We start from the raw sequence: 22,886 nt of genomic DNA, 5'->3' as shown, positions 1-22,886 counted from the left end.
CAGTCAGGAAAACAGGGAGACGACCGGGCGGATATCGCGCCAGTGGCTGGCGAGCCAGTCGTCGCAGGCCGGGCGCGGCGCCGGTCCGAACACCGGCTCCCAACCGGTGGGAATGGCCATGGGCGCCGGCCAGAGGCTGCACTGGCCCCGGGCATTGCGCAGGATCAGCAGCACCTGGGTGGGATCGTCGAAGGGATTGAGGGTGTCCATCGGACCTCCTGGCAGTAGGGATTAGCGCTGGGCGTCGGCGGTGATCAGGGGTCGCCAGAGCTGGACCAGGCCATCGAGCAGCCCGCCGCGCCACCAGAGGGCGTCGTGGCCCCCGTCGATCTCGCGATAGTCGAGTGCGTGACCCTGCTCGCGCAGGCGCGGGACCAGGGCCCGGGAGGCTTCGAGGATGGCCGGCTCGCGCAACCCGGCCTCGATGAACAGCCGCAGGGGGTGGGTGCTCCCCTGCCCGCTCGCCAGTGCCTCGAACAGCCGTCCCGGCGCGCCGCGCTGCGGCCACCAGAAGGATCCGGACTGACTCAGGGCGCAACCGAAGCGCTCCGGCCAGTGCAGCGCGGCATAGAGCGCCGCCAGCCCGCCAAAGCTCTGCCCGGCGACCACGGTCGAGGACGGCGCTTGCGCATGGGGCGCCCAGTCGCGCACCTGCGGCAGCAGCTCTTCCTGCAGCGCCAGCCAGAATTCCGCATTGCAGGGCAACTCGCTGCCACGCAGGGCGCGGTCGCTGTTGTCGATCAGCAGATAGACCGCCTCCGGCAATTGCCCGGCAGCGGTAAGCTGCTGCAGTGGCGCGCCGATGGGCATCGTCTGCGCCCAGAACTGCCCATCCAGCAGGATGGCCAGCGGCCGCCTCAAAGGGGTGGTATTACCGGTGGCGAAGACCCATATCGGGCGGCTGTTGCCGAGCCGCGCACTCTTCCACTCGTATTGCTGCAGACTCGGCCAGGCCGCTGGCGCCAGGCTGCGGTCGGCATCGAAGGCCGCCCAGGCCGGCTGGGCAGGCGCCTCCGGCAGGTGCACGCCCGACACCGCCAGCCCGCGCCCACCCTGCCAGGCACGCCGTGGATTGAGCCGGTCGGCCTGGGCCAGGGGAAAGACGCTGCGCCACCAGAGGCGGATGCCCTGGAGGTCGGGCTGGGCCTCGCCCTCGAAGGGCGCCGGCTCCGCGCTGGGGATCAGGCAGTAGCTGCCCCGCCAGCGGCCATCCAGTTCGGTCTCCCAGGCCCAGACATCGGTCCCGGGCAGGCGCCGCAGACTCTGCGGCAGGCCCGGTTGATGATGGTCGGTGACCCCGGTGATGTTGAGCCAGACCCGCTGGGTGCCGGAGCGCCCGGCCAGCCCTTCGGGATCGCGCCAGACAAAGGTCAGGCGGTAGCGGCCAGCCACTGTGGGTTCGATCAGCGGTGTGCCACGGCAGGCCACGGCCTGCCACCAGGGCTCGCTGCCGACATCGTCTCGCTGGAAAAGTGGATCTTTCATCGCATCAAGGTACATCGTCGCAAGGATCGTCATGGCCTGCATCGCGCCGGCCGACCCGGGCCTTGCCCGGGTCGGCCTGGGACTCAGAAGTCGTAGCGCGCCCCGACCATTACGCTGCGCGAGGGGCCCTGGAAGTTGAAGGTGGAAACCGAACCTACGCGCGACCAGTACTCCTTGTCGAGGAGGTTGTTCACGTCCAGGGTCGCGGTCAGTTGCTTGGTGACCGGATAGGAAAACTTGGCATCCACCGTGGCATAGCCCGGGGCGGAGACGGTGACGCCGGAGGTCTGGTTGGTCTGGGAGAAATCGCTCATGGCGGTCACCCCGCCACCGATGCTCAGGCCCGTCAGCGGACCGCCCGCCAGGGTGTACTTGGTCCACAGCGAGGCCATGTGTTTGGGCATGGCCTCGAACAGGGTGTTGCCATCGCCACTGAGGTTCTGGGTATCCATGTAGGTGTAGCCGGCGAGCATTTCCCACTGCTCGGTGAGCTTGCCGCTGACCTCGATCTCGGCGCCCTTCACCCGCGTCTTGCCAGATGCTTCGGAATAGGTGGTGATCGCAAGACCATTGGCATCGAACGGGGTGGACGCACGATTCTCGTCGGTCAGCTGGAAGATCGACAGCCGCGCATTCATGTCGCCATTGAAATAGCTGCCCTTGATGCCGACCTCGTACTGGTCACCCTCGCGCGGATCGATGGCCTTGCCCTGGGCATCCAGCTCGCTCTGCGGCTTGTAGACCTTGGAGTAGCTGGCATAGAGGGAGTGGTAGTCGTCCAGGTCGTAGACGGTACCCAGATAGGGGGTGACGAAGCCGCTGTGCTTCTGGCTCTCCCCCGCCTCGGCACCACTGGCCAGGGTAGTGGTATAGGCCTCGCCCCTGTACCAGGAAACGCGGGCACCGCCGATCAGCGCCAGGCGCTCGATGGGGCGGAAGGTGACCTTGGAATAGAGGCCGAATTCGCGATCCTCGCCGCTGTAGTCGGTCTGGTAGACGCGCGCCGGCTTGGCGAAGCGGGTCGGCGAATAGCTGTTCACATTGACCGTACCCAGGACGCTGTTGCCGTTCTGGTAGTCGGTGTCGTAGTGCTTGTAGTCGGTCCCCACGACGAATTCGCTGACCTGCCCCAGCGCTTCGAACGGCTGGCTGTAGCTGGCGTCGAGGGAATAGGCGTCCTGCTCGAAGTCCCGGGTGCTGGCGCGGATGCTGGTGTTGCCGTTGGCCTGCACCGCCCCGCCGGTGAAGGCATAGAGGTAGTCCGCCTCCCGGTGCGAGGCCCGGGCGGCGATGCGCCCGTAGCCGCCGTTATCGAATCTGTGGGTCAGCTCGAAGATGCCGTCGGTGGTCTTGCCGTCGAAGTAGTTCCAGTCCGCCCCCAGGAAGCGTGACTGGCTGAAGTCCAGCAGATTGCCCTGGGTATCGGTGGGATAGCCGTTGTGCGGGGTGAGGTTCTTGACCTGATGGATCAGGCCGAAGGAAATCTGGGTGGCGTCGGACAGGTCGATGTCCAGGTCGCCGTAGTAGCTCTGGTCGGTGTTGGCGTTGTAGTCCACCTCGCCATTGGTGTCGGCGCGGGAGGCGACGAAGCGACCGCGCACGTTCTTGCTCTCGGTGAGCGGACCGGCCAGGTCGATTTCCTGGTAGTTGGTGTCCCAGGAGCCGTAGCGCCCGGTGATATGGCCCTGGAAGTCCTCGGTGCCGCGCTTGCGCACCATGTTGACGATACCGCCTAGTTCGCTGGTGCTGTTGAACAGCCCCGAGGGCCCGCGCATGATCTCGACCCGGTCGAAGGGCGAGAGGATGGGTACGGTGCCGAAGATGCTGGTCATGGGCGCCGGCAGGCCGTCGATGTTGTATTCGTCGTATTCGTAGCCGCGCGAATAGATGGAGGAACGCCCGCTGTCGTTGGTCAGCACCCGCAGGCCGGCGGTGGACTTGGCCAGCTCGTCCAGGGTATTGAAGTTGCGATCCTTGATGTAGTCGCTGGTGTAAGAGGTGATCGACTGGGGGATGTCGCGCAGGGCGGCTGGCGTCTTGGTGCCTACGGTCGCCGAATCCACGGTATAGCCGCCGGTCTGTTCCGAGGGCGCCATGTCGTAGAGGCGATTGCCTTCGATGGTCAGGGTGTCCAGTTCCGTGGCGTTCTGCTCGGCCACCGTGGCGGCCAGCGCCGTCAGCGGAAAGGGAATCAGCGCGCCAATCAGGAGTAGCTGACGGAGAGCCCCGCGGCGAAGGCGGACGGGCTGGCAGAGGGTTCCTTGGGTGTTCATGGTGATCCTTGTGACCGTGGCGTTGCAGCCGACGCCGTGCACTGGAAGGCTGCTGTTCGCGTCGTCGCGCGAGGGCCAGCACTTTAAATGATAAAAACTCTCATTATCAAATGTTACGTTAAGCAATAGCCGTTCGCATTGCCAACGCCAGGCAGCCGTGATCCACGCCCGGAGGTCAGGACGGCATCAGGAAAGGATGCGGAAAAAGAGGGGTCGACCGGACCGGAAGGGGCTGGTCACAGGATCAGGCCGCACCTGAGCGGGCCCGGCAGGGAGAAGCCTAACGGTCGTTAGAGACCGGAAACCGCCGGGGTCTTGGCCGCTACCTGGCCGATCACCGGACTGGGCAGCCGGCAGACGATTTCGCCGATGGCGTTCATTCGCGCCAGGCCACCGTCACCCTTGCAGGCGTGATAGTCGGCGAGGTGTTCGGAGGGCGAGTTGCGCAGACCCTGATCGAGCGCCACCACCAGGGCGATGACGCCCAGGCCCAGGGCGACGATTTCGAGCGTGCTGCGGGCACGATACCAGTGGATCGGTCGCGAAAGGCTCATGGTGGCTCCGGAGGGTGGACGAATAATGGCGAAGTGGCCCCTACTCTAATCGTCCTGGCCCGGATGTAAACAGCCGTTGCTCGCCTCGACGATAGCTGTCGTCGGCAAGTCCAGGCCCGTCTTCCGCGCCGCCGATCAGCGCCTTGGCTGGCCCTCCCCCCCTCGCCCTCCGGATGCTCCGCCAACGTGAGCGTCACGACCGGATTTCGCTGGACATCAAAGAAGACGCTACGCCTTCTTGCGGCAGGCCTCGCTCCTCGCGTCGCCCCCTTGGCTGCCGGTCAGAAACCGGCGGCCGACCGAGGTCCAGACTCAGGGATTTTCCTTGCTGGGCGTCTTGATATAGCCGGGCACGGCGGAATCGGGGGGCGTGTTGCGCCCTTCGCTGGCCGCGGCTTCATTGGCCTGGGCCCGATCATCCTGCGCCTTGGCCTGCTCCTGGGAGGCCCGCTCGACCTTGCCTTCGGCCGCCTTCTCCTGGGCCTTCTGGCTATGGGCCTGGGCCTCCTGGGCGTGGTCTTCGGAGGTCTTGTCGCACGCCGTCAGGGTTGCGGCGGTAGCCAGTACGAGGGAGCACAACAGAGCTTTGGACATCGGATATTCCTGAAAAAAGAGACCTTTCAGGGACCTGGCGAAGCACGGGTTGGTTTCTGGCCGGCCGCTCCGGCATCGCAACCTGAGGTGTCCGTCGCACGGTGGCCCTGTCCGAGCTCCTGACGCACGCCTGGCAGTCAGGGTGCGCTGCCGGTCCAGGACGCGAACCGGCACGCGAGGCTCTGGTGCAGGACCCTAACGCTGCCCATGACAGCTGATCGCCCGGCGCAGGCCGCACGTCCGCAGACCCTGCGGAAAGGTCAGGAGATAGGACTAGGCTGCGGTGATGTTGGCCATGGACAGGCATCGCGACGCACGATGACGCTCGTCGCCGGTGGCCTCCTGCCTCAATACCGATAACAAGCAGGGAACAACCATGACGCTTCTTCAACGGGTAGTCGGCGGCATCGCTCTTCTGGTGCTGCTGCTGCTGGGTATCGTCGCCGTAAGCTTTACCAGTACCCAGTCCATCCATGAGCGGCTGGCGGTCATCACCGAGCAATCCGCGCCGCTCGGCCAGGCTGTCAGCGAAATCAACGTGCAGCTGCTGGGTGCCAACCAGACCCTGCTCAGTCTGCTGGCCGAGACCGATTCCGCTCCGATCGCCACGCACGAGAAGCAATTCCAGCAGCAGTTCGCCGACTACCTGCAGCTGCACCAGCGCCTGCCGGCGCTGCTGCGCGACCACGACCAGCTGACCCAGGCGCTCGATCAGGAGCAGAAACTGGGCAATGCCTATGGCGACCAGGCGAAAACCCTCATCGACAGCTATCGCCGGCTGGTCGAAGTGCGCCGTGAAACCCGGACCCTGCAGGGCTATGCCACGCCGGAGGCCAATCGGCTGTCCAGCTATCTGCAGGCCTACAGTGCGCAACAGAAGGCCGAAGGCGCCGCCGCCGCGGTCCGCGCCGCCCAGATGCTGCTGATCGAGACGGACAAGACCTATGCCGCCTTCGCCGCCCAGGCGGCGCGCCTGGATCTGCCCGGTCTGGCGGTGACGCTCAACCAGCAGCAGGATGTCATCACCGATCGACTGCGCGCCCTGGCCGCCGTCGACGAGCGCAGCGCGCGTATCGTGGGGGTGATGGTCACCCGTCTGCTGCACGAGATGACCGCGCCCGATGGCCTGCGCCAGGCCTATGAGCGCCAGGCCGCGGCCGAGGCCCAGTTCGACGCCCAGCGCCAGCTTACCGGCACCGCCCTGCAGGCGACCCTGGATGCGCTGCGCACCCTCAGCGCCGGTGCCGTCGCCGTGGCGCAGCAAACCAAGAGCGATACCGATGCCAGCGTGGCCACCAGCCGCCAGGTACTGGCCATCGTTGCCCTGCTGGCGATCTGCGCCGCCGTGATCATCGGCCTGTGGGTCGCCCGCGGCCTGCGGCGACCGCTGCAGGCGTTCCGCGACTCGCTGCGCCAGGTCACGGCCGGCGATCTGCGGGTCCAGTTCGATGTGCGTCGCAAGGACGAATTCAGCGAACTGGGCGGCTATCTCAACGAGTTGATCCGCTCGCTGCAGAGCACCGTGCAGACCCTCACCCAATCGGCCGACGACCTCCGGCGTACCGCCCAGGCCAATGCCGACATCAGTGCCAGTACCACCCGCGCCGTGGAGGAGCAGACCGAGCGACTCGGCTCCGCCGCCTCGGCGATGACCCAGATGGAAAGCACCGTGGCCGAGGTGGCGCAGCGCGCTATCGACACCAAGGATGCGGTCGACCACACCTTCGAACTGAGCACGGCGACCGGCACCACCGTCGCCGAGACCATCGACAGCATCCAGCGCCAGGCTCGGCAGATCCAGGTCGCCGCCCAGGCCACCGATGAATTGCAGGGCTACGGCCAGAGCATCGACGGCATCGTCGACGCCATCCGCAACATCGCCGAGCAGACCAACCTGCTCGCCCTCAATGCCGCCATCGAAGCCGCTCGCGCCGGTGAGCAGGGGCGCGGCTTCGCCGTGGTCGCCGACGAGGTACGTTCCCTCGCCAGTCGTACCCAGGCCTCCACCAGCGAGATCCAGCAACAGATCGAACAGATGCAGCAGAAGATCCATTCGGTGGTGGAAATCATGGGGGTGAGCCGCGCCCAGTCCGGGGAGTGCGTGCAACTGGCCTCCTCCGCCCGGGAAGCCCTGCAGAGCATGAGCCAGGCGGTCGGCACCATCCGCGAGATGAATACCCAGATCGCCGCCGCCACCGAAGAGCAGAGCGCCACCGTGCAGGAAACCAGCCGCATGATGGTGCAGATCAACGACGCCGCGCTCAGGGCTGCAGAGGGTGCCGACAGCGCCGCGCAGAGCAGCGAGGACCTCTCGCTCATGGCCAGCCGGCAGCGCGAGCTGCTGCAACGTTTCAGTGTCTGACCGGGGACCGACTCATGTTCAAGCCAAAGCTTCGCCTTCTCGCCGGTCTCGTCCTGGCCGCCACCTGCGCCAACCTGGCCCATGCCAGCGCCCCGCTGATCGGCGTCCTGACCTCCAAGCGCGACAACTTCCGCACCCTGCTGATCAACAATGTCGAGGAACGCGCCCATACCCTGGACGCCGACCTCTTCCTGGAAAACGCCAACAGTGACAGCGCCCTGCAGCTGCGCCAGTACCGCAACCTGATCGCCGCCCATGTCGATGCTGTCATCGTCAATCTCATCGACGACAGCAATACCCAGGAGATGCTGTCCCTGGCGATGAGCAGCAAGGTGCCGCTGGTGTTCATCAACTACCGCCCCAGCGTCTCTCCCCTGCCCGCCTATGCCGGCTTCGTCGGCTCGGACGAGGTGGAAGCCGCGACGATGCAGATGGAGGAGCTGGCCCGCCGTGCCGGCTACAAGGGCAAGGTGGCCATCCTGATGGGCGAACCGGCCCACCCGGCGACCAAGCTGCGGACCGAAAGCGTCGAGAAGGTGGTCGCCAAGTACCCCGACATGCAGGTGGTGGTGAAGGCCTCGGCCAACTGGCAGCGCAGCGAGGCGACCGAGCGCGTCCTGCAGTGGGTCGACAAGGGTGTGGCCTTCGATATCGTCGCCGCCAACAACGACGAGATGGCCATCGGCGCGATCCGCGGGCTGGAAAAGGCCGGCAAGCCGCTGGCGAAATACCTGGTGGGCGGCATCGACGGCACCCCCGACGGGCTGCAGGAGATGCGCGAGGGCAAGCTGGCGGTCAGCGTGTTGCAGGACGCCAAGGGCCAGGGCCAGGGCGCGGTGGACATGGCCCTGCGGCTGGCCAACGGCTCCACCAGCAGCAATCTCACCCGGGTCCCCTTCCAGCTGATCACGCCGGACAATCTGGCGTCCTTCTAGCCCTCACGGCAGGGAGGCTGCCCGTTTCCGGCAGCCTCCCTGCCCGAACCAGGCGCCCTGCCCTGTCGGACGGTCAGGGCGCCGTTCCTCAGAAGCGCCAGCTGAGTCGGACGTCGAGGTCCTGGTCCTTGGCATGGCTGCTCAGCTGTCCGTCATAGCCCAACCCCAGCGATACCGTCTCGCTCAGCGTCAGGTCCAGGGCGCCGCGCACCACCGCCGCGTCCCGCGCAATAGGCGCGCCCACCAGCTTGAAGTCCGGGCCACCGGCGAAGGCCGACTCCTGCTCGGGCGTGGTGTCGCCGAAGGCATGGCGCCAGCCCAGGGTCGCACTCGGCACCACCTTCAGCCCACCCAGGGGCTTGGCCGCCAGGCGCAGCCCCAGGGTGCTGAAGGTCGCATCGGTCGTCTGCCGACGACTGTCCAGTTCCAGCGCACCGCTGCGCTCGCGAAAGGCATCGGTCTGCAGATGCACCTGGGCCAGATTGGCGAAGGGCTCCAGACTCAGGCTGCCCCGCTCGATCCGATAGGCCAGTTCGCCGAAGGCCTGGCTGGTACCGGCGTCGTAGTCCGGGGCCAGGCGCTGGTCGTTACCGAGGATCGCCAGGTTGCGCCGCGCCTCCACCTGGTGCCAACTGTGGGCCAGGCCCAGCTTGAGGCTGAGGGCATCCCACCGCTGGCCGGCATAGAGGCCCAGGTGGTAGTCGGTGCTGTCCGCCGAGCCGGATTCGCCGCGCAGGTCGAGATCGGTGTGACCGAAGCCCACCAGCCCGCCGACGCGCCAGCCGCTGTCCAGGGGCACGTCGCTGCCGATCAGCAGGCTACGGCTGTGGCTGTCCAGGCTGCTGGCGTCGTGACTGCCGTCGTTGCGGCCCCAGGCGCCGAGGGCCTGGGTCCAGACCAGCCCGCGCTCGCGACTGCCGGCCAGACCCTGGATGCCGGAGCTGGACGGAAGCTCGTCCTGGGCGTCGCTCAGGCGGTCGCTCATGGCAGTGCGCACCAGCCGGCTGTTTTCCACCAGCACGGTCTTGGTCGAGGCGTGCAATTCGTTGCCCAGGCTCTGGAACGTCGAGCCTGCACCCGCGGCATTGGTCGCGGCGACCTGATTCCAGAGTGCATTGCCGACGCCGGCGCGATCCAGGCCCGCAGCGGCGGCCCGAGCGTTACGGCCCTCGGCCAGGTCGGCGAAGGCCACGCCATTGCGTGCCAGGCTCAGGGTCGCCTGGTTGGCGCCATAGCCCAGGGTCGGGGTTAGGAAGGCGAAGTCGGACTGGATCGGGCCGAAGCGGCCGCTCAGCCCATTGCCCGCGCTCAGCAGCTGATAGCTGCCCCGCGGCTGCCAGTAGGGACTGGAAACCAATGCCAGGGTGGCGCCGTTGACGGTGATGCTGCCATTGGCGACCAGGCGGTCGGCGCGGCCGGTGGCATCGGTCTCGACCTGGTAGACGGAGCCCTGGTCAAGGGTCACGTTGCCGTTGACGTTGAGCTGGCCCACCGAGTTGCCGGGCGCGAGGACGCCGCCCTGGGCCACGCGCAGGCTGCCGAGACTGCCATTGCCGCCCAGGGTGGCGCCCGAGTTGACGGTGACCGCCGAATTGCCGAGGTTGCCGTTGATGGCCAGGCGACCCTGGTTGACGCTAGTGGTACCGGAGAAGTCGCTGTTGCCGGTCAGGCTCAGGGAGCCAACCCCGGTCTTCACCAGGCTGCCGCTGCCGTGCAGGTTGTTGGCCAGGCTGTCGTTGACCGACTGATCCAGCACCAGGGTGGCATTGTCGGTGATGTCACCGCTGCCGAAGGCCTGGGCATGACCGCGCAGGGTGCCGCCGTTGATGACCGTCCCGCCGCTGTAGGTATTGAAGCCACTGAGGGTGAGTTCGCCGCTGCCGTTCTTGGTCAGGCTGCCGCTGCCGGCAATGTCGTTGCGCCAGGCGTCGCGGGCGTTGAAGCCCCCCTGGCTGGCATCCAGGTTGACGCTGACATTGCCGGTGAAGGCCGCGTAGCCGTCGGCCGCGGCCATCAGGTTGAGCCGGCCGTAGCCGTTGGATTCGTCGATGACCACATAGCCCGAAGACAACTCGGTGCTGGCCAGGATGTCGCGACGCTGACTGGCGGTGAGATAGGGAAAGCGCGTTTCCAGCAGCACCTCGGCGTTAACCGGCACCACCGGCGCCAGGTTGGTTGGACCGACGGGAGCGAAGCCGTAGGTCATCCGGGCGGTGTACAGCGCCTTGTCCTGGGCGTGCTGGGACTGCTGGTCGGTGGCCGGATCGATCCTGTCCACGCAGTTGTTGATGTCGCCGCCGCACTGCTGGGCGAAATAGGCCTGGGCCTGGGCGAAGGCATCGCTGCGCAGCTGGGCGTTGTTGACCAGGTTGTCGATGGCGAAGTAGGTAGCGGTGATGCGGCCACCGATCACGTCCAGCGGCGAGTGCATGCCCGCGACGATGCGGTTGTTGCCCAGCTCCGAGGCGCGGAAGAGCTCTTCACCCAGGCGCTGGGGCACGGCGTAGCCGAAACCCATGGCCGCCAGGTAGGCCGCGTTGGTATGGCCGCTGGGAAAGCCCCCGTCGCTCTGCGGCGTGGTGCTGAGCGCCGGGCGCAAGGACAGCGGCACGATGTCCACGCTGGCTTGCCGCCAGGGCCGCGGATACTGGTAGGCGTTCTTGGCCGGGGTGGTGGAGGCATCGTTGCGGATCGCCTGGACCAGCTGCACCACCTTGCCCAGTTGCGAGTTGGCGTCGCCGGCACCGTTGCCGTTGTCGTTGTACTTGGTGGTCTGGGTGGAGGCGTCGAACACCGGGATGGTGGTGAAGGCGCCAGAGCCGGCCAGGTAACCATTCGCCAGGGAGCCCAGGCCGCTGATCAGGCTGTAGCTCTGGTCGCGGCGGTCGTCGTAGTAGGCCGCCATCTCCTGGGCCTGGGTACGGGTCTTCGCGAGGTCGACCACGTACTGGATATTGCGCTGCAGGATGGGCGCCCCGAAGGCGGTGGGCGTGCCGGTGTTCCAGGTGGCGCCGGGCGTCCAGAGCTTGTTGTAGCCGGACAGCAGATCGACGCCATTGATGGCGTTGTTGCCCGAACGGCTGGCCGCCTGCACCGAAAGCGCCAACAGCGACGCCGCGAACACGACCGTCAACAGCGCGGGTTTGTTACCTGAACGTTTCACCAGCTCTTCTCCTTGGCCCTGTGGATACAACTTGTTACAAGCTGTCTTGGGGCGGCGAGCCTAGAGCGGTGATGTGACGCTGTGGCGGCGATTTGGAGGCAGTTTCACGACATCCCATGACCCTCGGGGCCATGACCCGGAGGCCGGCCGGGAAAGGGTGGCGGTGTGGTGGACGGCGGGGACGCGCTAGCCGCGGCGTAACCTGTCCAGATCACACCAGAGGTGCAGCTTGGTGAGCAGGCTATCCCCCACGGCGACCGCCAGCGGCTCGCTGCCGAAGAGGTTGAAGCCCGCCCGCCCGTACAGCGCCAGAGCGGCAGCGTTGCCCTCGGTCACCGTGAGCTGAACGACCCTAAGCCCGGACAGCCCCTGCGCATGGGCCAGCAGTGCGTCCAGCAGGCCCTTGGCGATTCCCAGGCGCCGATGACGATCCGGGACGTACAGCCCGAACAGGGTCGCCTTGTGCCGGACCTTTTCCCGTGACTCGAGGCCGAGGCCGATAACGCCCAGCAGATCCGCTCCGCGGGTTGCTCCCCAGACGCGCTCTTGCGCCTGGTCATCCTCTTGCAGCCGACGCTCCCACCAGTCGAGCGGCAGCGCCGCCCGCTCCTCGGCGCTGGAGGTGAAGGCTTCGGGATGTCGGGCATAGGCGTCCAGCATCAGTTGCCGGTAGGCGGGGGCCCAGGTAGGCCCCAGGCGCTGGATGTTCATGGCCAACCTCCTTTTCCAGCGACAGGCCGCTTGGTGAAGCCAGGGCGGACGCGCTGGGTCATGACCGCTCAGAATTCGTCGTGGCTGACCTTCCAGAACAGGTCGATGCTGCCGTCATCGCGATGGGCCACGAGCAGCCCTTCGGTCTCGCCAAAGGCTTCAAGCAACAGTTCCCAGTCCTCGCTGCTCGCTTCCAGGCGCTCCACATGGACGTGCTTGTCGAGGATCCCGCGCGCGTTGTTCACCAGCCGCGACACCCGCATCGTCAGGCGATCATAGGAGGTCAGCTGGGATGGCTGGCTCTGGGCCATGGGCGCAGGCTCCATAACTGTTCTTTTATACAGTAGTTCTCGATCCAGGCGATTGGCAAGTTGCCAGGGACCTCGATCCGCCAGCGGCCCTTGAAACTCGACGTCAGAAGACCCTGTTCGCCCTGCGTCGGCCCGAGCGGAAATCCGGCCCCCATGATGGCGACACGCCGTCCATCCAGGAATAGCCACCAGCCATCTCTGAAAAAGATGTGACATGGATCACTTTTCCATAGCGAGGGTCAGACCCATCCACAACGTTCAGGGCGCTCTCGATAAGTGCCCCGCCTCCTGCCGGGCTATCGCCCGTATCGGCGAGCAGCGAAGGACGGCACCTCCATGGCGTCAGGTATTCGGAGCCCGACCACGGGCCTAAAGATATCGCGATAACAAATCACCGTGAATCCGGCCGAGTTGCATCCACCCGGCCCTCCTCTCCAGGTAGTCCACATGCAGCACAATGGCTGGAATTTCCTCAGCAACATCAGCGTCCGGGCCAAGCTGGCGCTTGGCTTCTCACTGCTCATCGGCATGATCCTGCTGGTGGCCTACACTGGCTGGCAGGCTACGGACGCCCTGCGTGATCGCAGTGAAAGGATCGGCGACATCTCCGGATTCAGCACCCTGGCGCGCGACATGCGCATCGAGCGGCTCGTCTACATCGTCAAGGCCGACGATGCCCAGGCGGCCAAATGGGTGGCAGCGCTCGACAAGCTCGAAGCCCAGCTGCAGAGCATCATCCCCAACTTCAATTCGAAGGCCAACGAGGTCTTGCTGAGCGAAGCCCAGGCGGCACTCAAGCGCTATCGGGACTTCTACAACCAGGTCGTGGCCGCCACGCGGGAGCGAGCGGCCGTCCAGCAGGCGGCGACCGCTACGGCGGAAGCGGCCAACACCTATCTGCTGGCCCTGGCCGCGGCGGCCAATGCCCCGGACGGGCGCTCCGAAGACCGCCAGCAGGTAGCGGCCCTCTTCATCGATCTGCAGCAGATGCGCCTTGCCCTGCGTAGCTATGCCACCACGCCCGGCAAGGACAACGAGGACGCCGCCCGCCGCACCCTGGCTGACATCCAGGCAAAGGTCAAACAGCTCGGTGCCACCAGCAGTCTGCCGACCGACGCGCTGCAGAAGCTTGGCAACGAACTCGCCGGCTACCAGCAGCGCCTCCAGCAGCTGATCACCACCCAGGTCCAGGTGGATCAGGGCCAGGCCGGCATTACCAGTACCATCACCACGCTGCTTTCGGTGGCCGACAAGCTCACCGCGATCCAGAAGGAATTCCAGCTGACCGATGTGAGCGGTGCTCGTCAGCTGTTGCTGGTATGGCTGGCCATTGCGATCGCCCTGGGCCTCCTGGCCGCCTGGCTGATCACCCGGTCGATCGTCCGCCCGCTGAAGGACACCGTCCTGCTGGCGCAGACGGTCGCCAACGGCGATTTTACCCACCAGTCCGACGTCACCCGCAAGGATGAACTGGGCGCGCTGCAGATCAGCATGCAGCAGATGACCACCAACCTCCGTGGGCTCATCGGCGAAGTGAAGGATGGCGTCGTTCAGGTCGCCAGTGCCGCCGAGCAGCTGTCGGCGGTGACCGAGCAGACCAGTGCCGGGGTGCAATCCCAGAAGATCGAGACCGATCAGATCGCCACCGCCATGCAGGAAATGACCGCCACCACCCACGAAGTGGCGCGCAACGCCGGGGCCGCCGCCCGCTCGGCGCTGGAGGCCAGTCAGCAGGCCCAGCAGGGTGACCAGGCCGTCAGCAAGGCGGTCGCCCAGATCGAGCTGCTGGCCGGCGAAATGGCGTCGACCAAACTTGCCATGGCCACCCTGCGCGATCACGCCGACAGCATCGGCGGCGTGCTCGATGTAATCAAGGCCGTTTCCGAGCAGACCAATCTGCTGGCGCTCAATGCGGCCATCGAAGCCGCCCGCGCCGGCGAGGCGGGACGCGGCTTCGCCGTGGTCGCCGACGAGGTCCGCGGCCTGGCGCAGCGCACCCGCTCTTCGACCGACGAGATCGCCCAGCTCATCACCGGCCTGCACCAGAGCACCGACCGCATGGCGGCGGTGCTCGACCATAACGTGCAGTTGACCGACAGCAGCGTTGGCCTGTCGCGCGAGGCAGGCGAGCTGCTCAAGCGCATCACCCGGTCGGTCAAGGACATCGAGTCGATGAACGAGCAGATCGCCTGTGCCGCGGAACAGCAGGGCACGGCGGGTGAAGAGATCAGCCGCAGCGTGACCAATGTCCGCGACATTTCCGAGCAGACCGCCGCCGCCAGCGAAGAGACCGCCTCTTCAAGCACGGAGCTCGCGCGCATCGGTGTGCGCCTGCAGGAAATGACCCGCCGCTTCCAGGTCTGAGGACAGCGCGAGCCCCGCCCACAGCGGCCTGCGGGCGGGGCTCGCGCCGTCAGGTTCTCCAACTCAACCGCCGGTCATTTCGGCTGAATCCCTGAGCCAGCGGCCGGTCACTAGGTGCCATCATATTGATATTATCAATGTCACTTATCGCGCATTGATATCTCTCCTGTCAGTCCAGGTCACACATGAAAACCTCACCAGAGCTGGGTCGGCTTGTCGATCAGACACTTGCTGTGCCGGTCGGGCCCTTTGCCTTCGTCCCGGTACTGGAGCGCCTGTTTCAGCTGGACATCCACAAGCAGCGCACGCGGCACCTCACTCGCTGCCTGCTGATCGGCACCCTGAGCTACGACAGTTTTCTGATCTGGTGGTGGCTCCTGCTGCAAGACGCGATGCCCTGGGCGGCCGCCCAGATGCTGGGGATCGCCACGCCCTTCGCGCTATGGGTCGTGCTGCTGCTGCAGGCAGTCCCGGTGCGCTGGCGCGAAACCCTGGCCTCGCTGCCGTTCTATGTCGGTCTGCTGGTGGTCTACAACCTGGTGATCAATGGCCCAGCGGGCAGGGAGATGAATCAGACGCTGTTCATCTTCACCTGGCCGCTGATGCTGGCCTTCGTCAATACCTGCATGAAGAGTCCGCTGCTGCCGGCCCTGCTGTTCAACGGCTTCGCCCTGTCGGTGATCGCCCTTGCCGTGCATGAGGCGCCGGTGTCACCGATCGTGGGCGGGCTGATGATGACCAACGCCATCGTGATGGCGTTCTTTTCGCTGTTGGCCAGTTACTGGCTCAACGTCGAAGGGCGCCGCTCCTATCTCTACAAGCTGCGCGAAGAAGTCCGTCTGGCGTCACTCAATTCGGCCAATCAGGATCTGCAGATCCTCTCGGAAACGGATTCCCTCACCGGGCTCGCCAATCGTCGCCAGCTCCGCCCGCTCCTGGAAGACTTCTGGCAACGGCGCCTGGCCGGAGAGCAAGGCGCCGTGCTGCTGATCGACGTGGATCACTTCAAGCGCTACAACGACTACTACGGCCACCTCGCCGGTGATGACTGCCTGCGCTCCGTGGCCAAGGCCCTGGCGGTCGGGCTGGGCCCGGAGGACCGGATCGGTCGCTATGGTGGCGAGGAGTTCGTCGTCCTCCTGGATCGGATCGGCCCGGCCGAGGCGCTGGACGTGGCGGAAGCCATCCTGGAACGCGTTCGTAGCCTGCAGATCCCGCACCAGGGACGTCAGGACGACAAGACCCAGGTCACCGTCAGCATCGGCATCGCCCGCAGCGGCCTGGCCGGTCTGAGCAGCGCCGACGACCTGCTGGACTGTGCCGACCGCGCGCTCTATCGCGCCAAGCGCGATGGCCGTGATCGGGTCTTCGAAGGCGGCGTCGATGCCATCCTGGGCGCACCGCTCGACCATGCCGCGCTGCTCACCCCGGAGGATGTCCGCAAGGGACTGGCGAGCAACGAATTTCTGCTGCACTACCAGCCCATCTATCGCGTCGAGCCCAGGCAGGTGACGGGTTACGAAGCACTGCTGCGCTGGCAGCATCCGACCCTGGGCCTGGTCTCGCCGGAGGTTTTCATCCCGCTGGCGGAACAGGGCAACTTCATCATCGCCCTGGGCGAATGGGTGGTGAAGGAGGCCTGTCTCGCGGCCAGTCAGTGGCCTCCGCACCTGAGCATTTCCATCAACCTGTCGCCGCTGCAATTCGCCGATCCCATCCTCCATGAGCGGGTATCCGCGGCCCTCAGACTCTCGCGCCTGGCGCCCAACCGGCTGGTCCTGGAAGTCACCGAGGGGGTGGAACTGGTCATAGACGCCAAGACCCGCCAGTCCTTCGCCCTGCTCCAGCTGCTGGGCATCCGCATGGCCCTGGACGACTTCGGCAGTGGCTTTGCCGGCCTCGGCCCTATCCTCGAACTGCCCTTCCAGCTGATCAAGCTCGATCGCCGGATCCTGGCGATCCAAGACGAGGAACAGCGTGGCCAGGTGCTGACCTCACTGCTGCTGCTGGGCAAGGCCATGAAGCTCGAGGTGCTCTGCGAAGGCGTGGAAACCCCGGAACAACTGGCGCTGCTGCAGAAGCTGGGTGTCCGGCTCGCCCAGGGCTATCTGCTGGGCAGGCCCGCGGCCGCCCCGAGCGGTCAGGAATTCCAGCTGATGGCGTCCCTGGAAGCCTGAGTCACGGCTGCTGGCCGCTTGCTCGCCTCATGACGGCAGCCTCCAAGGCGGCCACCGGCCCTTCTAGAAGATCGTTAGGCTATCCAGTACCGCCGTGCAGAGCGCGCTCCCGTAGGTAACCACACCTAGTGGTACCCCTACCGCAGCGCCCAGGATCAGGGCGCAGACCAGCAGCGCCACCAACGGTATCCCGAACACGGGCTGCACCAGGAAATGGCCGCGACTGCTCTCCCCGGCCACGTTCGCCTTGGCCGTCTCTGCCGGGTTGCCGGCTTCGGACCGGGCGCGGATGGGCTGCCCAGGCGGCTGACGCCCTGGCCTGGACTTGCCTTCCATCTCGATCAGGTCGGCGATATCGGCGAGGGTGCCGCTGTTGCGGGTGATCTGCTCATGAGCAGCGCGGAGGGAATCGGGCTTGGCCGTGCGGCCTGCACCGCGAGGAGGTCTTCGTGAGGCGGTCATAGTGCGAGAAACGGCAGAGAAGGTGCTTAGAATGACACAGTCTGAGGTTAAGGCTATTAACCTTAGCCTTATATATGGCTAATTGCCACTATTTCGTAGGTACTGGCCTGAGCAGCGGAACGCTGACCTCCTCCTCCGCGTCGAGCGCCGCCAACGCCAGGCGGGTGGCTTCGAGTCGATCTTCCAGGGAGTAGTCCTCCGCGTCTTCGTCCGGCAGCTCCAGCTGTTGTTCAAGTGCCCTGAAGGAATGCCATTCGGCATCCTCCGCGACAGCGCGGGCCAGGCTGTCCGGCGAGGGAACAGACGCCGGTTCACCCGCTTCAGCCGCCTGAACGGACTCGCTCGGGCCCGCCCCGGGCAGGAGGTCGTGCGCAGCGCCCTGCTGGAGGTACAGAGGGACTGCCGTTCCGTCGTGCTGGCCGGTAGCGGTCAGCGCAGCCTGGGTGCGCGCAAGTTCGAGCCTGGGTACGACCCCGGCCTGGTACAGCGCCAGCAGGCGGGCATCGACGTAGCCCAGCAAGAGGTAGCCCGCCGAGGTTTCGCTGCCATCTGTAGTCATCACGGTGCTTCCTGAATGAATTGGAAAGATCGCCTCCAGGATTCGCGGAGGCGAACCCTCCGATCCTGAGCGCTGCAGCCCTTCAGCCGTTTCCGCAACCCGGACAAGGCACAGCCGACATTCTGCCGGCGATACCCCGCTGGAGACAGGAAAGAACGCTCTCAAGCAGAGTCCGCTGCACCTTCACGGCAGCCAGAACCTCGAAGACCTGGCTGAACAACCGGTGCTCCGACTGGCGCAGCCAGCGTTACCAAGCTGAGCGAGGCCCTGCAAAGGCCGAGCAGCCAGGAGCGGCAAGGTCTATCGCTGTACGGCGATGCATTTGATTTCCGCGAGGAGGCCGGCACGTGCCAGTTCGGCGACGCCGATGCAGGTCCAGGCGCACGTCCCTCTGGGAAAAAGCGCATCCTTCACTCGCCTGAACACCGGCATGTGCCTGTGCAGGTCGACGTGGAAAGTCGTCAGCTCGACGACGTCCTCGAAGGTGCATCCACCCGCGGCCAGGACAGTACGAAGATTTTCCCAGGCGGCCCGGAATTGCTGCTCGGAGTCCTGGATAACCTCCAGCTCCGGCGTGCGGCCCACCTGCCCTGCGCAATAGAGCGTCTTGCCCACCTTCACCGCCGGTACATAACCCGCACGTTCGACAAGCAGCTTCATGCTGTCGGGGATGATCAACTGCCGGTCCGTCATGTCTTCGCGCCCCTGGCCCAAGAAGATCCAGGCTAACAACAGCAGTGCTCTGCGGCCTAGTCCGCGTTCTTCCAGGGTTGCCTTGGACGCCTGACCTCGCGGGCCCCGCCCCGCTCACCGCGCAATGATCTGACGCGTCCTTGAAGAGACGTCGAGTCGTTCATGTGCGGTCTCCGGGTGATCGATAAGGGCCGAACGGTCTACTCAGCCAGGTCAGAGATGAAGAGCTGGCTTGCCCTCGGCGCCCCGACGGGGTGGCTCGATCCGGACCCGCGCGGCAATCAGCCACGCAGCGAGCAGCATCAGTGTTCCCGCCGCGATGAAGACGCCGGAGATGCCGGTAAGACTGAACATCAGGCCACCGGCTGCGGCACCCGTCGCGATGGCTGATTGCACCGACGCGACGACCATGCCTCCGGCACTCTCTGCCTGGTCGGGAACGGCGTTGGCCACCCAGTTCGACCAGGCCACCGGCACGCCACCGAACGCCATACCCCAGATCGCCAGCAACACGGCCTGCCCTGGAAGCCAAGCGGGTAGCAGGACCATGGCCAGCGCCGCCAGCCCCACGAGCGCGGGCATCAAGACCAGCGTGCCTCGCGGGCTGCGCTCGAGCAGCCAACCGGCGCCAAAGGTGCCGATGAAGTTGGCCACGCCAAAGCCCAGCAGCATCAACACCAACTCTTGAGTGCCGATGCCCGTGGTGCTTTCTAGGAACGGTCGGACATAGGTGAACAGCGCGAAGTGACCGCTATGCACCAGCACGCAACCAGACATGCCCATGGCGATGCCCGGACGCCGCAGAACATCGAGGACTGTGCGCAGGCTTGCCGGTCGGCGGGGCGGCAAGGCGGGCAAGGTGAAGGATTGGAACGTGAGGGTGAGCACCCCGACGGCGGCGGCCGCCAGAAAGGCACTCCGCCAGCCATACAGGCCGCCGAGGTAGCTTCCCAGTGGAACCGCGACCACCGTCCCTATGGCGATACCGCTGAAGATGATCGAAAGCGCGCGGGGCAACATGGTTGCAGGCACCAGGCGCATCGCGACCGCGGCGGCCATGCTCCAGAAGCCGCCCAGCGCTATGCCCAGCAGAACGCGCATGACCAGCAATACCGCCAGGCTGGACGAGATGGCCACGAGCACGTTGGAAGCGATCATCAGGGTGGAGAAGCACAGCAGCACCCAGCGTCGATCGATACTTCGGGTCAGACCCGGTACCAGCAGGCCGGCGAAGAGTGCCACCACTGCAGTTACCGTCACCGCCTGACCGGCCAGCGCCTCGGACACGCCCAGGTCATTGGCCATCGGCGTCAGCAGGCTGGCTGGCAGGTATTCCGTCGTCAGTAGACCAAACACCCCCATCGCCAGCGAGAACACGGCCAACCATGCCGGCGTGACAGGTGCGTCGTCGATATCGGTGCCATCACGAAGCCCCAGCGAAACTTCACAAACGCCATCAGTCATTGCATAGATCTCCAGATTGCATTGCGATCCGGAGTCTAGGCTGCGCAAGCCGGACGATCTATGATTGTAAATCCGCTTTTTTTGACCAAAACGCCGGAGAAGTTATGGCTTCCGATCCGCTCGACCTGTCCTCGGACTTCACCAACGAGCTCCTGCGTGGCATGCGACTGAGTGGCGTCGAGTACCGTCGCATCGAAGCAGGTCCCACCTTCGGTTTGAGCTTTGCGGAGCGGTCCGGCCACGCCTGGTTTCACTTCATAGCGGCCGGTAGCGCAGTGCTGCGCCTGGCTGACGGGACCACCTATGAACTGAGTGCCGGTAATGCCGTGTTCATCTCCCACGGTGCGGCCCATCAGCTGCTGTCGGACGTAGGCCACGACGTAGAGGACATCGATAGTTTTGACCGCGTCTCGCTAGGGGAAGCGACCACGGCGGTGAATGCGGTCGCTGATCATGACCTCCCCCGTCCAACCATCATGTTCAACGGTTGTATGGCGTTTGAAATCGGCAGCCTTCATGGGCTGGGAAAACTGATGCCGGCGATGATGCTAATCGATGCAGGAGGTCGACGTTATCCGGGCCTCGTTCCGATCCTGACGACCATGGAACGAGAGGTCACCGCGGCGCGGGTAGGCTTTGCCGGGATCCTTGCGCGCCTGGCCGACGTCGTGGCCGCGATGATTGTGCGCGGATGGGTAGAGTGTGCCTGTGGCAACGCCTCGGGCCTAGTGGCGGCGCTGCGCGATCCCCGGCTGGGCCGCGCCCTGCTCGCCATGCACCAGCATCCGGAGCGCGATTGGACCGTCGCGCAGCTGGCGGAACACTGCAACACCTCGCGATCCGTCTTCGCCGAGCGATTCCAGAGCACGATCGGGATGACGCCGCTGCGTTATGTCACCGAGCTACGGATGCGGCTTGCCAGCCAATGGTTGACGCTCGAACGGCTACCCATCGAAGAGGTCGCTGAGCGATTGGGCTATGCCTCCCAGGCCGCCTTCAGTCGTGCCTTCAAGCGGGTCACGGGCAATCCGCCTGGCTTGAGTCGTCGTTCGCAGCGAACACAGGCCGCCAGCAGAGCCAAAGGCGAGGCTATGGCAGCGCGCTAGCGGTAGCGCTATGCCACCGGAGCTTGGGCGCATCCTGCCGGACGCTCGCGGCTGGCTCGAATGCCATGGGTCAGTGGCCTTGGCCGCGGCACTGATCAACGCCTACCTGATGGGCTTCCACCACCCCGATCAGATCCTGCCGGACCCCCGGCGTCCCGGCCGCTGGTCTGGCGGTCAAGGTCGGCAACGTTGAACGCCTGACCGCGATAGGGAAATGGCCCTCACCTTCAGCTCGGCCCGGCTCATGGATCAATCGTGCATGACAGGCCTTTTTCGCCGTAGAAGCCGCTACGTTGGCAGGAGATCCAAGCGAAGCCCTACTCGTCAGACAGTTTGAACTCCCGCCCGATTCGGGTTGCCCTCCCCTTGGAGCGACGGCCAAGGCCGCTCGCCCAGGGATGACCTCAACCTACCCAGGCGGGTGCCTGTAGAGGACCGACGTGGCACTCCGGAGTGACATCATGAAAGCAGTGGTTTATCAGGGCCCGCGCGACGTCGCGGTCCAGAACGTCGCGGATGCACGCATCGAAAAACCCACCGACGTCCTCGTCAGGATCACCACCACCAACATCTGCGGTTCCGACCTGCACATGTACGAAGGCCGCACCAGCTTCGAAAGCGGTCGGGTCTTCGGTCACGAGAATCTCGGCGAGGTGGTCGAGGTCGGACTCGGCGTCGATCGCATCAAGGTCGGCGACCGGGTCTGCCTGCCCTTCAACATCGGCTGCGGCTTCTGCGAGAACTGCGAGCGCGGGCTGACCGGCTTCTGTCTTACCGCCAACCCGGGCGTCGCCGGCGCGGCCTATGGCTTCGCCGACATGGGACCCTACCAGGGCGGCCAGGCGGAATTGCTGCGGGTACCCTACGCCGACTTCAATTGCCTGGTCCTGCCTGAGGACGCCGCGGAGCGCGAAGACGACTACGTGATGCTGTCCGATATCTTTCCCACCGGTTGGCATGCCACCGAACTGGCCGGTCTGCGGCCAGGTGAATCCATCGCCATCTATGGCGCGGGCCCGGTCGGCCTCATGGCCGCCCACTCCGCCATGATTCGCGGCGCCTCCGAGGTCTATGTGGTCGACGACCAGCCGGATCGCCTGGCCCTGGCGGAAAAGCTCGGTGCCAAGGCCATCCATGCCAAGGAGGCCGATGCGGTGGAGCAGATCCTCAATCTTACCCACGGGCGGGGGACTGACCGTGGGTGCGAATGCGTAGGCTACCAGTGCTGCGACCACCATGGGCACGAGGCCAATCACCTCACCATGAACAACCTGGTGGCCTCGACACGTGCCACTGGCGGTATCGGAGTGGTCGGGGTGTTCGTGCCGCAGGACCCAGGTGGCCAGAACGAGCTGGCCAAGCAGGGCAAGATGGCCTTTGACTTCGGCAACTTCTGGTTCAAGGGACAGCAGATCCGTACCGGCCAGGCCAACGTCAAGAACTACAACCGTGAACTGGCGCGACTGATCCACGTGGGCAAGGCGCGCCCCTCGCAGATCATTTCTCACCGCCTGAGCTTGGCCGAGGCACCAGAAGCCTATCGCCATTTCGATGCGCGGGACGACGGCTGGACCAAGGTAGTACTCAAACCGGCCGCCTGAGCTTGCTCAGCGACAGCGGGGCGGCTCCGAGATGAGCCGCCCCACTCCCCTTCCCACTCGCGCTAGCGGGTC

Annotated in this window: 18 protein-coding genes and 2 pseudogenes; 8 read left to right on the top strand and 12 right to left on the bottom strand. The window is 65.6% G+C overall.

Features of this window, described 5'->3' with window-relative positions; all coding sequences use genetic code 11:
* Nucleotides 1-3: 3 nt before the first annotated feature.
* The 5 genes from FHR73_RS02625 to FHR73_RS02605 form a co-directional block, all read right to left on the bottom strand.
* Entirely contained in the window at nucleotides 4-210 is a 207-nt protein-coding gene (locus FHR73_RS02625) for an MbtH family NRPS accessory protein (protein ID WP_183629332.1), read from the bottom strand.
* Between the two features lie 21 nt (nucleotides 211-231).
* A complete protein-coding gene (gene fes, locus FHR73_RS02620; protein WP_183629330.1) occupies nucleotides 232-1,485 on the bottom strand; it encodes an enterochelin esterase in 1,254 nt (417 codons plus the stop codon).
* Nucleotides 1,486-1,568: 83 nt separating this feature from the next.
* Nucleotides 1,569-3,758 (bottom strand): TonB-dependent siderophore receptor, encoded by a 2,190-nt coding sequence (locus FHR73_RS02615; RefSeq protein ID WP_183629328.1) that lies wholly within the window; start codon nucleotides 3,756-3,758, stop codon nucleotides 1,569-1,571.
* Nucleotides 3,759-4,048: 290 nt separating this feature from the next.
* A complete protein-coding gene (locus FHR73_RS02610) occupies nucleotides 4,049-4,312 on the bottom strand; it encodes a hypothetical protein (protein WP_183629326.1) in 264 nt (87 codons plus the stop codon).
* A gap of 312 nt (nucleotides 4,313-4,624) precedes the next feature.
* Nucleotides 4,625-4,906: a hypothetical protein gene (locus FHR73_RS02605; RefSeq protein ID WP_260175582.1), complete on the bottom strand. Its 282-nt coding sequence runs from the start codon at nucleotides 4,904-4,906 to the stop codon at nucleotides 4,625-4,627.
* 376 nt (nucleotides 4,907-5,282) lie between these two features.
* Here FHR73_RS02605 and FHR73_RS22680 point away from each other — a divergent pair.
* From FHR73_RS22680 to FHR73_RS02595, 3 genes and pseudogenes are all read left to right on the top strand, one after another.
* A pseudogene (locus tag FHR73_RS22680) lies at nucleotides 5,283-6,410 on the top strand (HAMP domain-containing protein); the annotation flags it as partial.
* A 144-nt stretch (nucleotides 6,411-6,554) separates the two neighbouring features.
* Nucleotides 6,555-7,268 (top strand): methyl-accepting chemotaxis protein, encoded by a 714-nt coding sequence (locus FHR73_RS22675; protein ID WP_409258660.1) that lies wholly within the window; start codon nucleotides 6,555-6,557, stop codon nucleotides 7,266-7,268.
* 14 nt (nucleotides 7,269-7,282) lie between these two features.
* Nucleotides 7,283-8,203 carry a substrate-binding domain-containing protein gene (locus FHR73_RS02595; protein WP_183629322.1) on the top strand — a complete coding sequence of 307 codons (921 nt, stop codon included), beginning with the start codon at nucleotides 7,283-7,285 and terminating at the stop codon, nucleotides 8,201-8,203.
* An 88-nt stretch (nucleotides 8,204-8,291) separates the two neighbouring features.
* On the opposite strand, the gene FHR73_RS02590 is transcribed toward FHR73_RS02595, so the two are convergent.
* The 3 genes from FHR73_RS02590 to FHR73_RS02580 all read right to left on the bottom strand — a co-directional run bounded on the left by FHR73_RS02590 (nucleotide 8,292) and on the right by FHR73_RS02580 (nucleotide 12,388).
* Nucleotides 8,292-11,366, bottom strand: coding sequence for an autotransporter domain-containing protein (locus FHR73_RS02590; RefSeq protein ID WP_311628770.1), 3,075 nt, complete (start codon nucleotides 11,364-11,366; stop codon nucleotides 8,292-8,294).
* Nucleotides 11,367-11,552: 186 nt separating this feature from the next.
* A complete protein-coding gene (locus FHR73_RS02585) occupies nucleotides 11,553-12,083 on the bottom strand; it encodes a GNAT family N-acetyltransferase (RefSeq protein ID WP_183629320.1) in 531 nt (176 codons plus the stop codon).
* 62 nt (nucleotides 12,084-12,145) lie between these two features.
* Nucleotides 12,146-12,388, bottom strand: coding sequence for a DUF1654 domain-containing protein (locus tag FHR73_RS02580; RefSeq protein WP_260175581.1), 243 nt, complete (start codon nucleotides 12,386-12,388; stop codon nucleotides 12,146-12,148).
* 447 nt (nucleotides 12,389-12,835) lie between these two features.
* On the opposite strand from FHR73_RS02580, the pseudogene FHR73_RS22670 reads away from it, so the two are divergent.
* The 3 genes and pseudogenes from FHR73_RS22670 to FHR73_RS02570 all read left to right on the top strand — a co-directional run.
* Nucleotides 12,836-13,894, top strand: a pseudogene (locus FHR73_RS22670) (methyl-accepting chemotaxis protein); the annotation flags it as partial.
* On the top strand, nucleotides 13,880-14,752 hold the full coding sequence (locus FHR73_RS22665) for a methyl-accepting chemotaxis protein (RefSeq protein WP_409258659.1): 873 nt from the start codon (nucleotides 13,880-13,882) through the stop codon (nucleotides 14,750-14,752). The pseudogene FHR73_RS22670 and the gene FHR73_RS22665, both read left to right, overlap by 15 nt.
* 185 nt (nucleotides 14,753-14,937) lie before the next feature.
* Nucleotides 14,938-16,929: a bifunctional diguanylate cyclase/phosphodiesterase gene (locus FHR73_RS02570; protein ID WP_183629314.1), complete on the top strand. Its 1,992-nt coding sequence runs from the start codon at nucleotides 14,938-14,940 to the stop codon at nucleotides 16,927-16,929.
* Between the two features lie 63 nt (nucleotides 16,930-16,992).
* Here FHR73_RS02570 and FHR73_RS02565 read toward each other — a convergent pair whose 3' ends face one another.
* From FHR73_RS02565 to FHR73_RS02550, 4 genes are all read right to left on the bottom strand, one after another.
* Entirely contained in the window at nucleotides 16,993-17,391 is a 399-nt protein-coding gene (locus FHR73_RS02565) for a hypothetical protein (RefSeq protein WP_183629313.1), read from the bottom strand.
* Between the two features lie 88 nt (nucleotides 17,392-17,479).
* Nucleotides 17,480-17,950, bottom strand: coding sequence for a hypothetical protein (locus tag FHR73_RS02560; protein ID WP_183629311.1), 471 nt, complete (start codon nucleotides 17,948-17,950; stop codon nucleotides 17,480-17,482).
* Between the two features lie 300 nt (nucleotides 17,951-18,250).
* Nucleotides 18,251-18,643: a RidA family protein gene (locus FHR73_RS02555; protein ID WP_183630174.1), complete on the bottom strand. Its 393-nt coding sequence runs from the start codon at nucleotides 18,641-18,643 to the stop codon at nucleotides 18,251-18,253.
* A gap of 213 nt (nucleotides 18,644-18,856) precedes the next feature.
* Nucleotides 18,857-20,107 (bottom strand): MFS transporter, encoded by a 1,251-nt coding sequence (locus FHR73_RS02550; RefSeq protein ID WP_183629309.1) that lies wholly within the window; start codon nucleotides 20,105-20,107, stop codon nucleotides 18,857-18,859.
* Between the two features lie 104 nt (nucleotides 20,108-20,211).
* Between FHR73_RS02550 and FHR73_RS02545 the strand changes: the two genes are divergently transcribed.
* Both FHR73_RS02545 and FHR73_RS02540 read left to right on the top strand, forming a co-directional pair.
* The gene (locus FHR73_RS02545) at nucleotides 20,212-21,213 is read left to right on the top strand and encodes an AraC family transcriptional regulator (RefSeq protein WP_183629307.1); all 1,002 of its coding nucleotides are present in this window, start codon (nucleotides 20,212-20,214) and stop codon (nucleotides 21,211-21,213) included.
* A gap of 461 nt (nucleotides 21,214-21,674) precedes the next feature.
* Nucleotides 21,675-22,814, top strand: a complete 1,140-nt coding sequence (locus tag FHR73_RS02540) for a glutathione-independent formaldehyde dehydrogenase (protein ID WP_183629305.1) — start codon at nucleotides 21,675-21,677, stop codon at nucleotides 22,812-22,814.
* The last annotated feature ends 72 nt before the right edge of the window (nucleotides 22,815-22,886 follow it).

Origin of the sequence: Pseudomonas sp. AS2.8, from assembly GCF_014190935.1 — a bacterium.
Taxonomy (GTDB): Bacteria; Pseudomonadota; Gammaproteobacteria; order Pseudomonadales; family Pseudomonadaceae; genus Chryseomonas.
The sequence above is the reverse complement of the archived record's forward strand: the minus strand, read 5'-3'. Positions and strand labels throughout refer to the sequence as shown.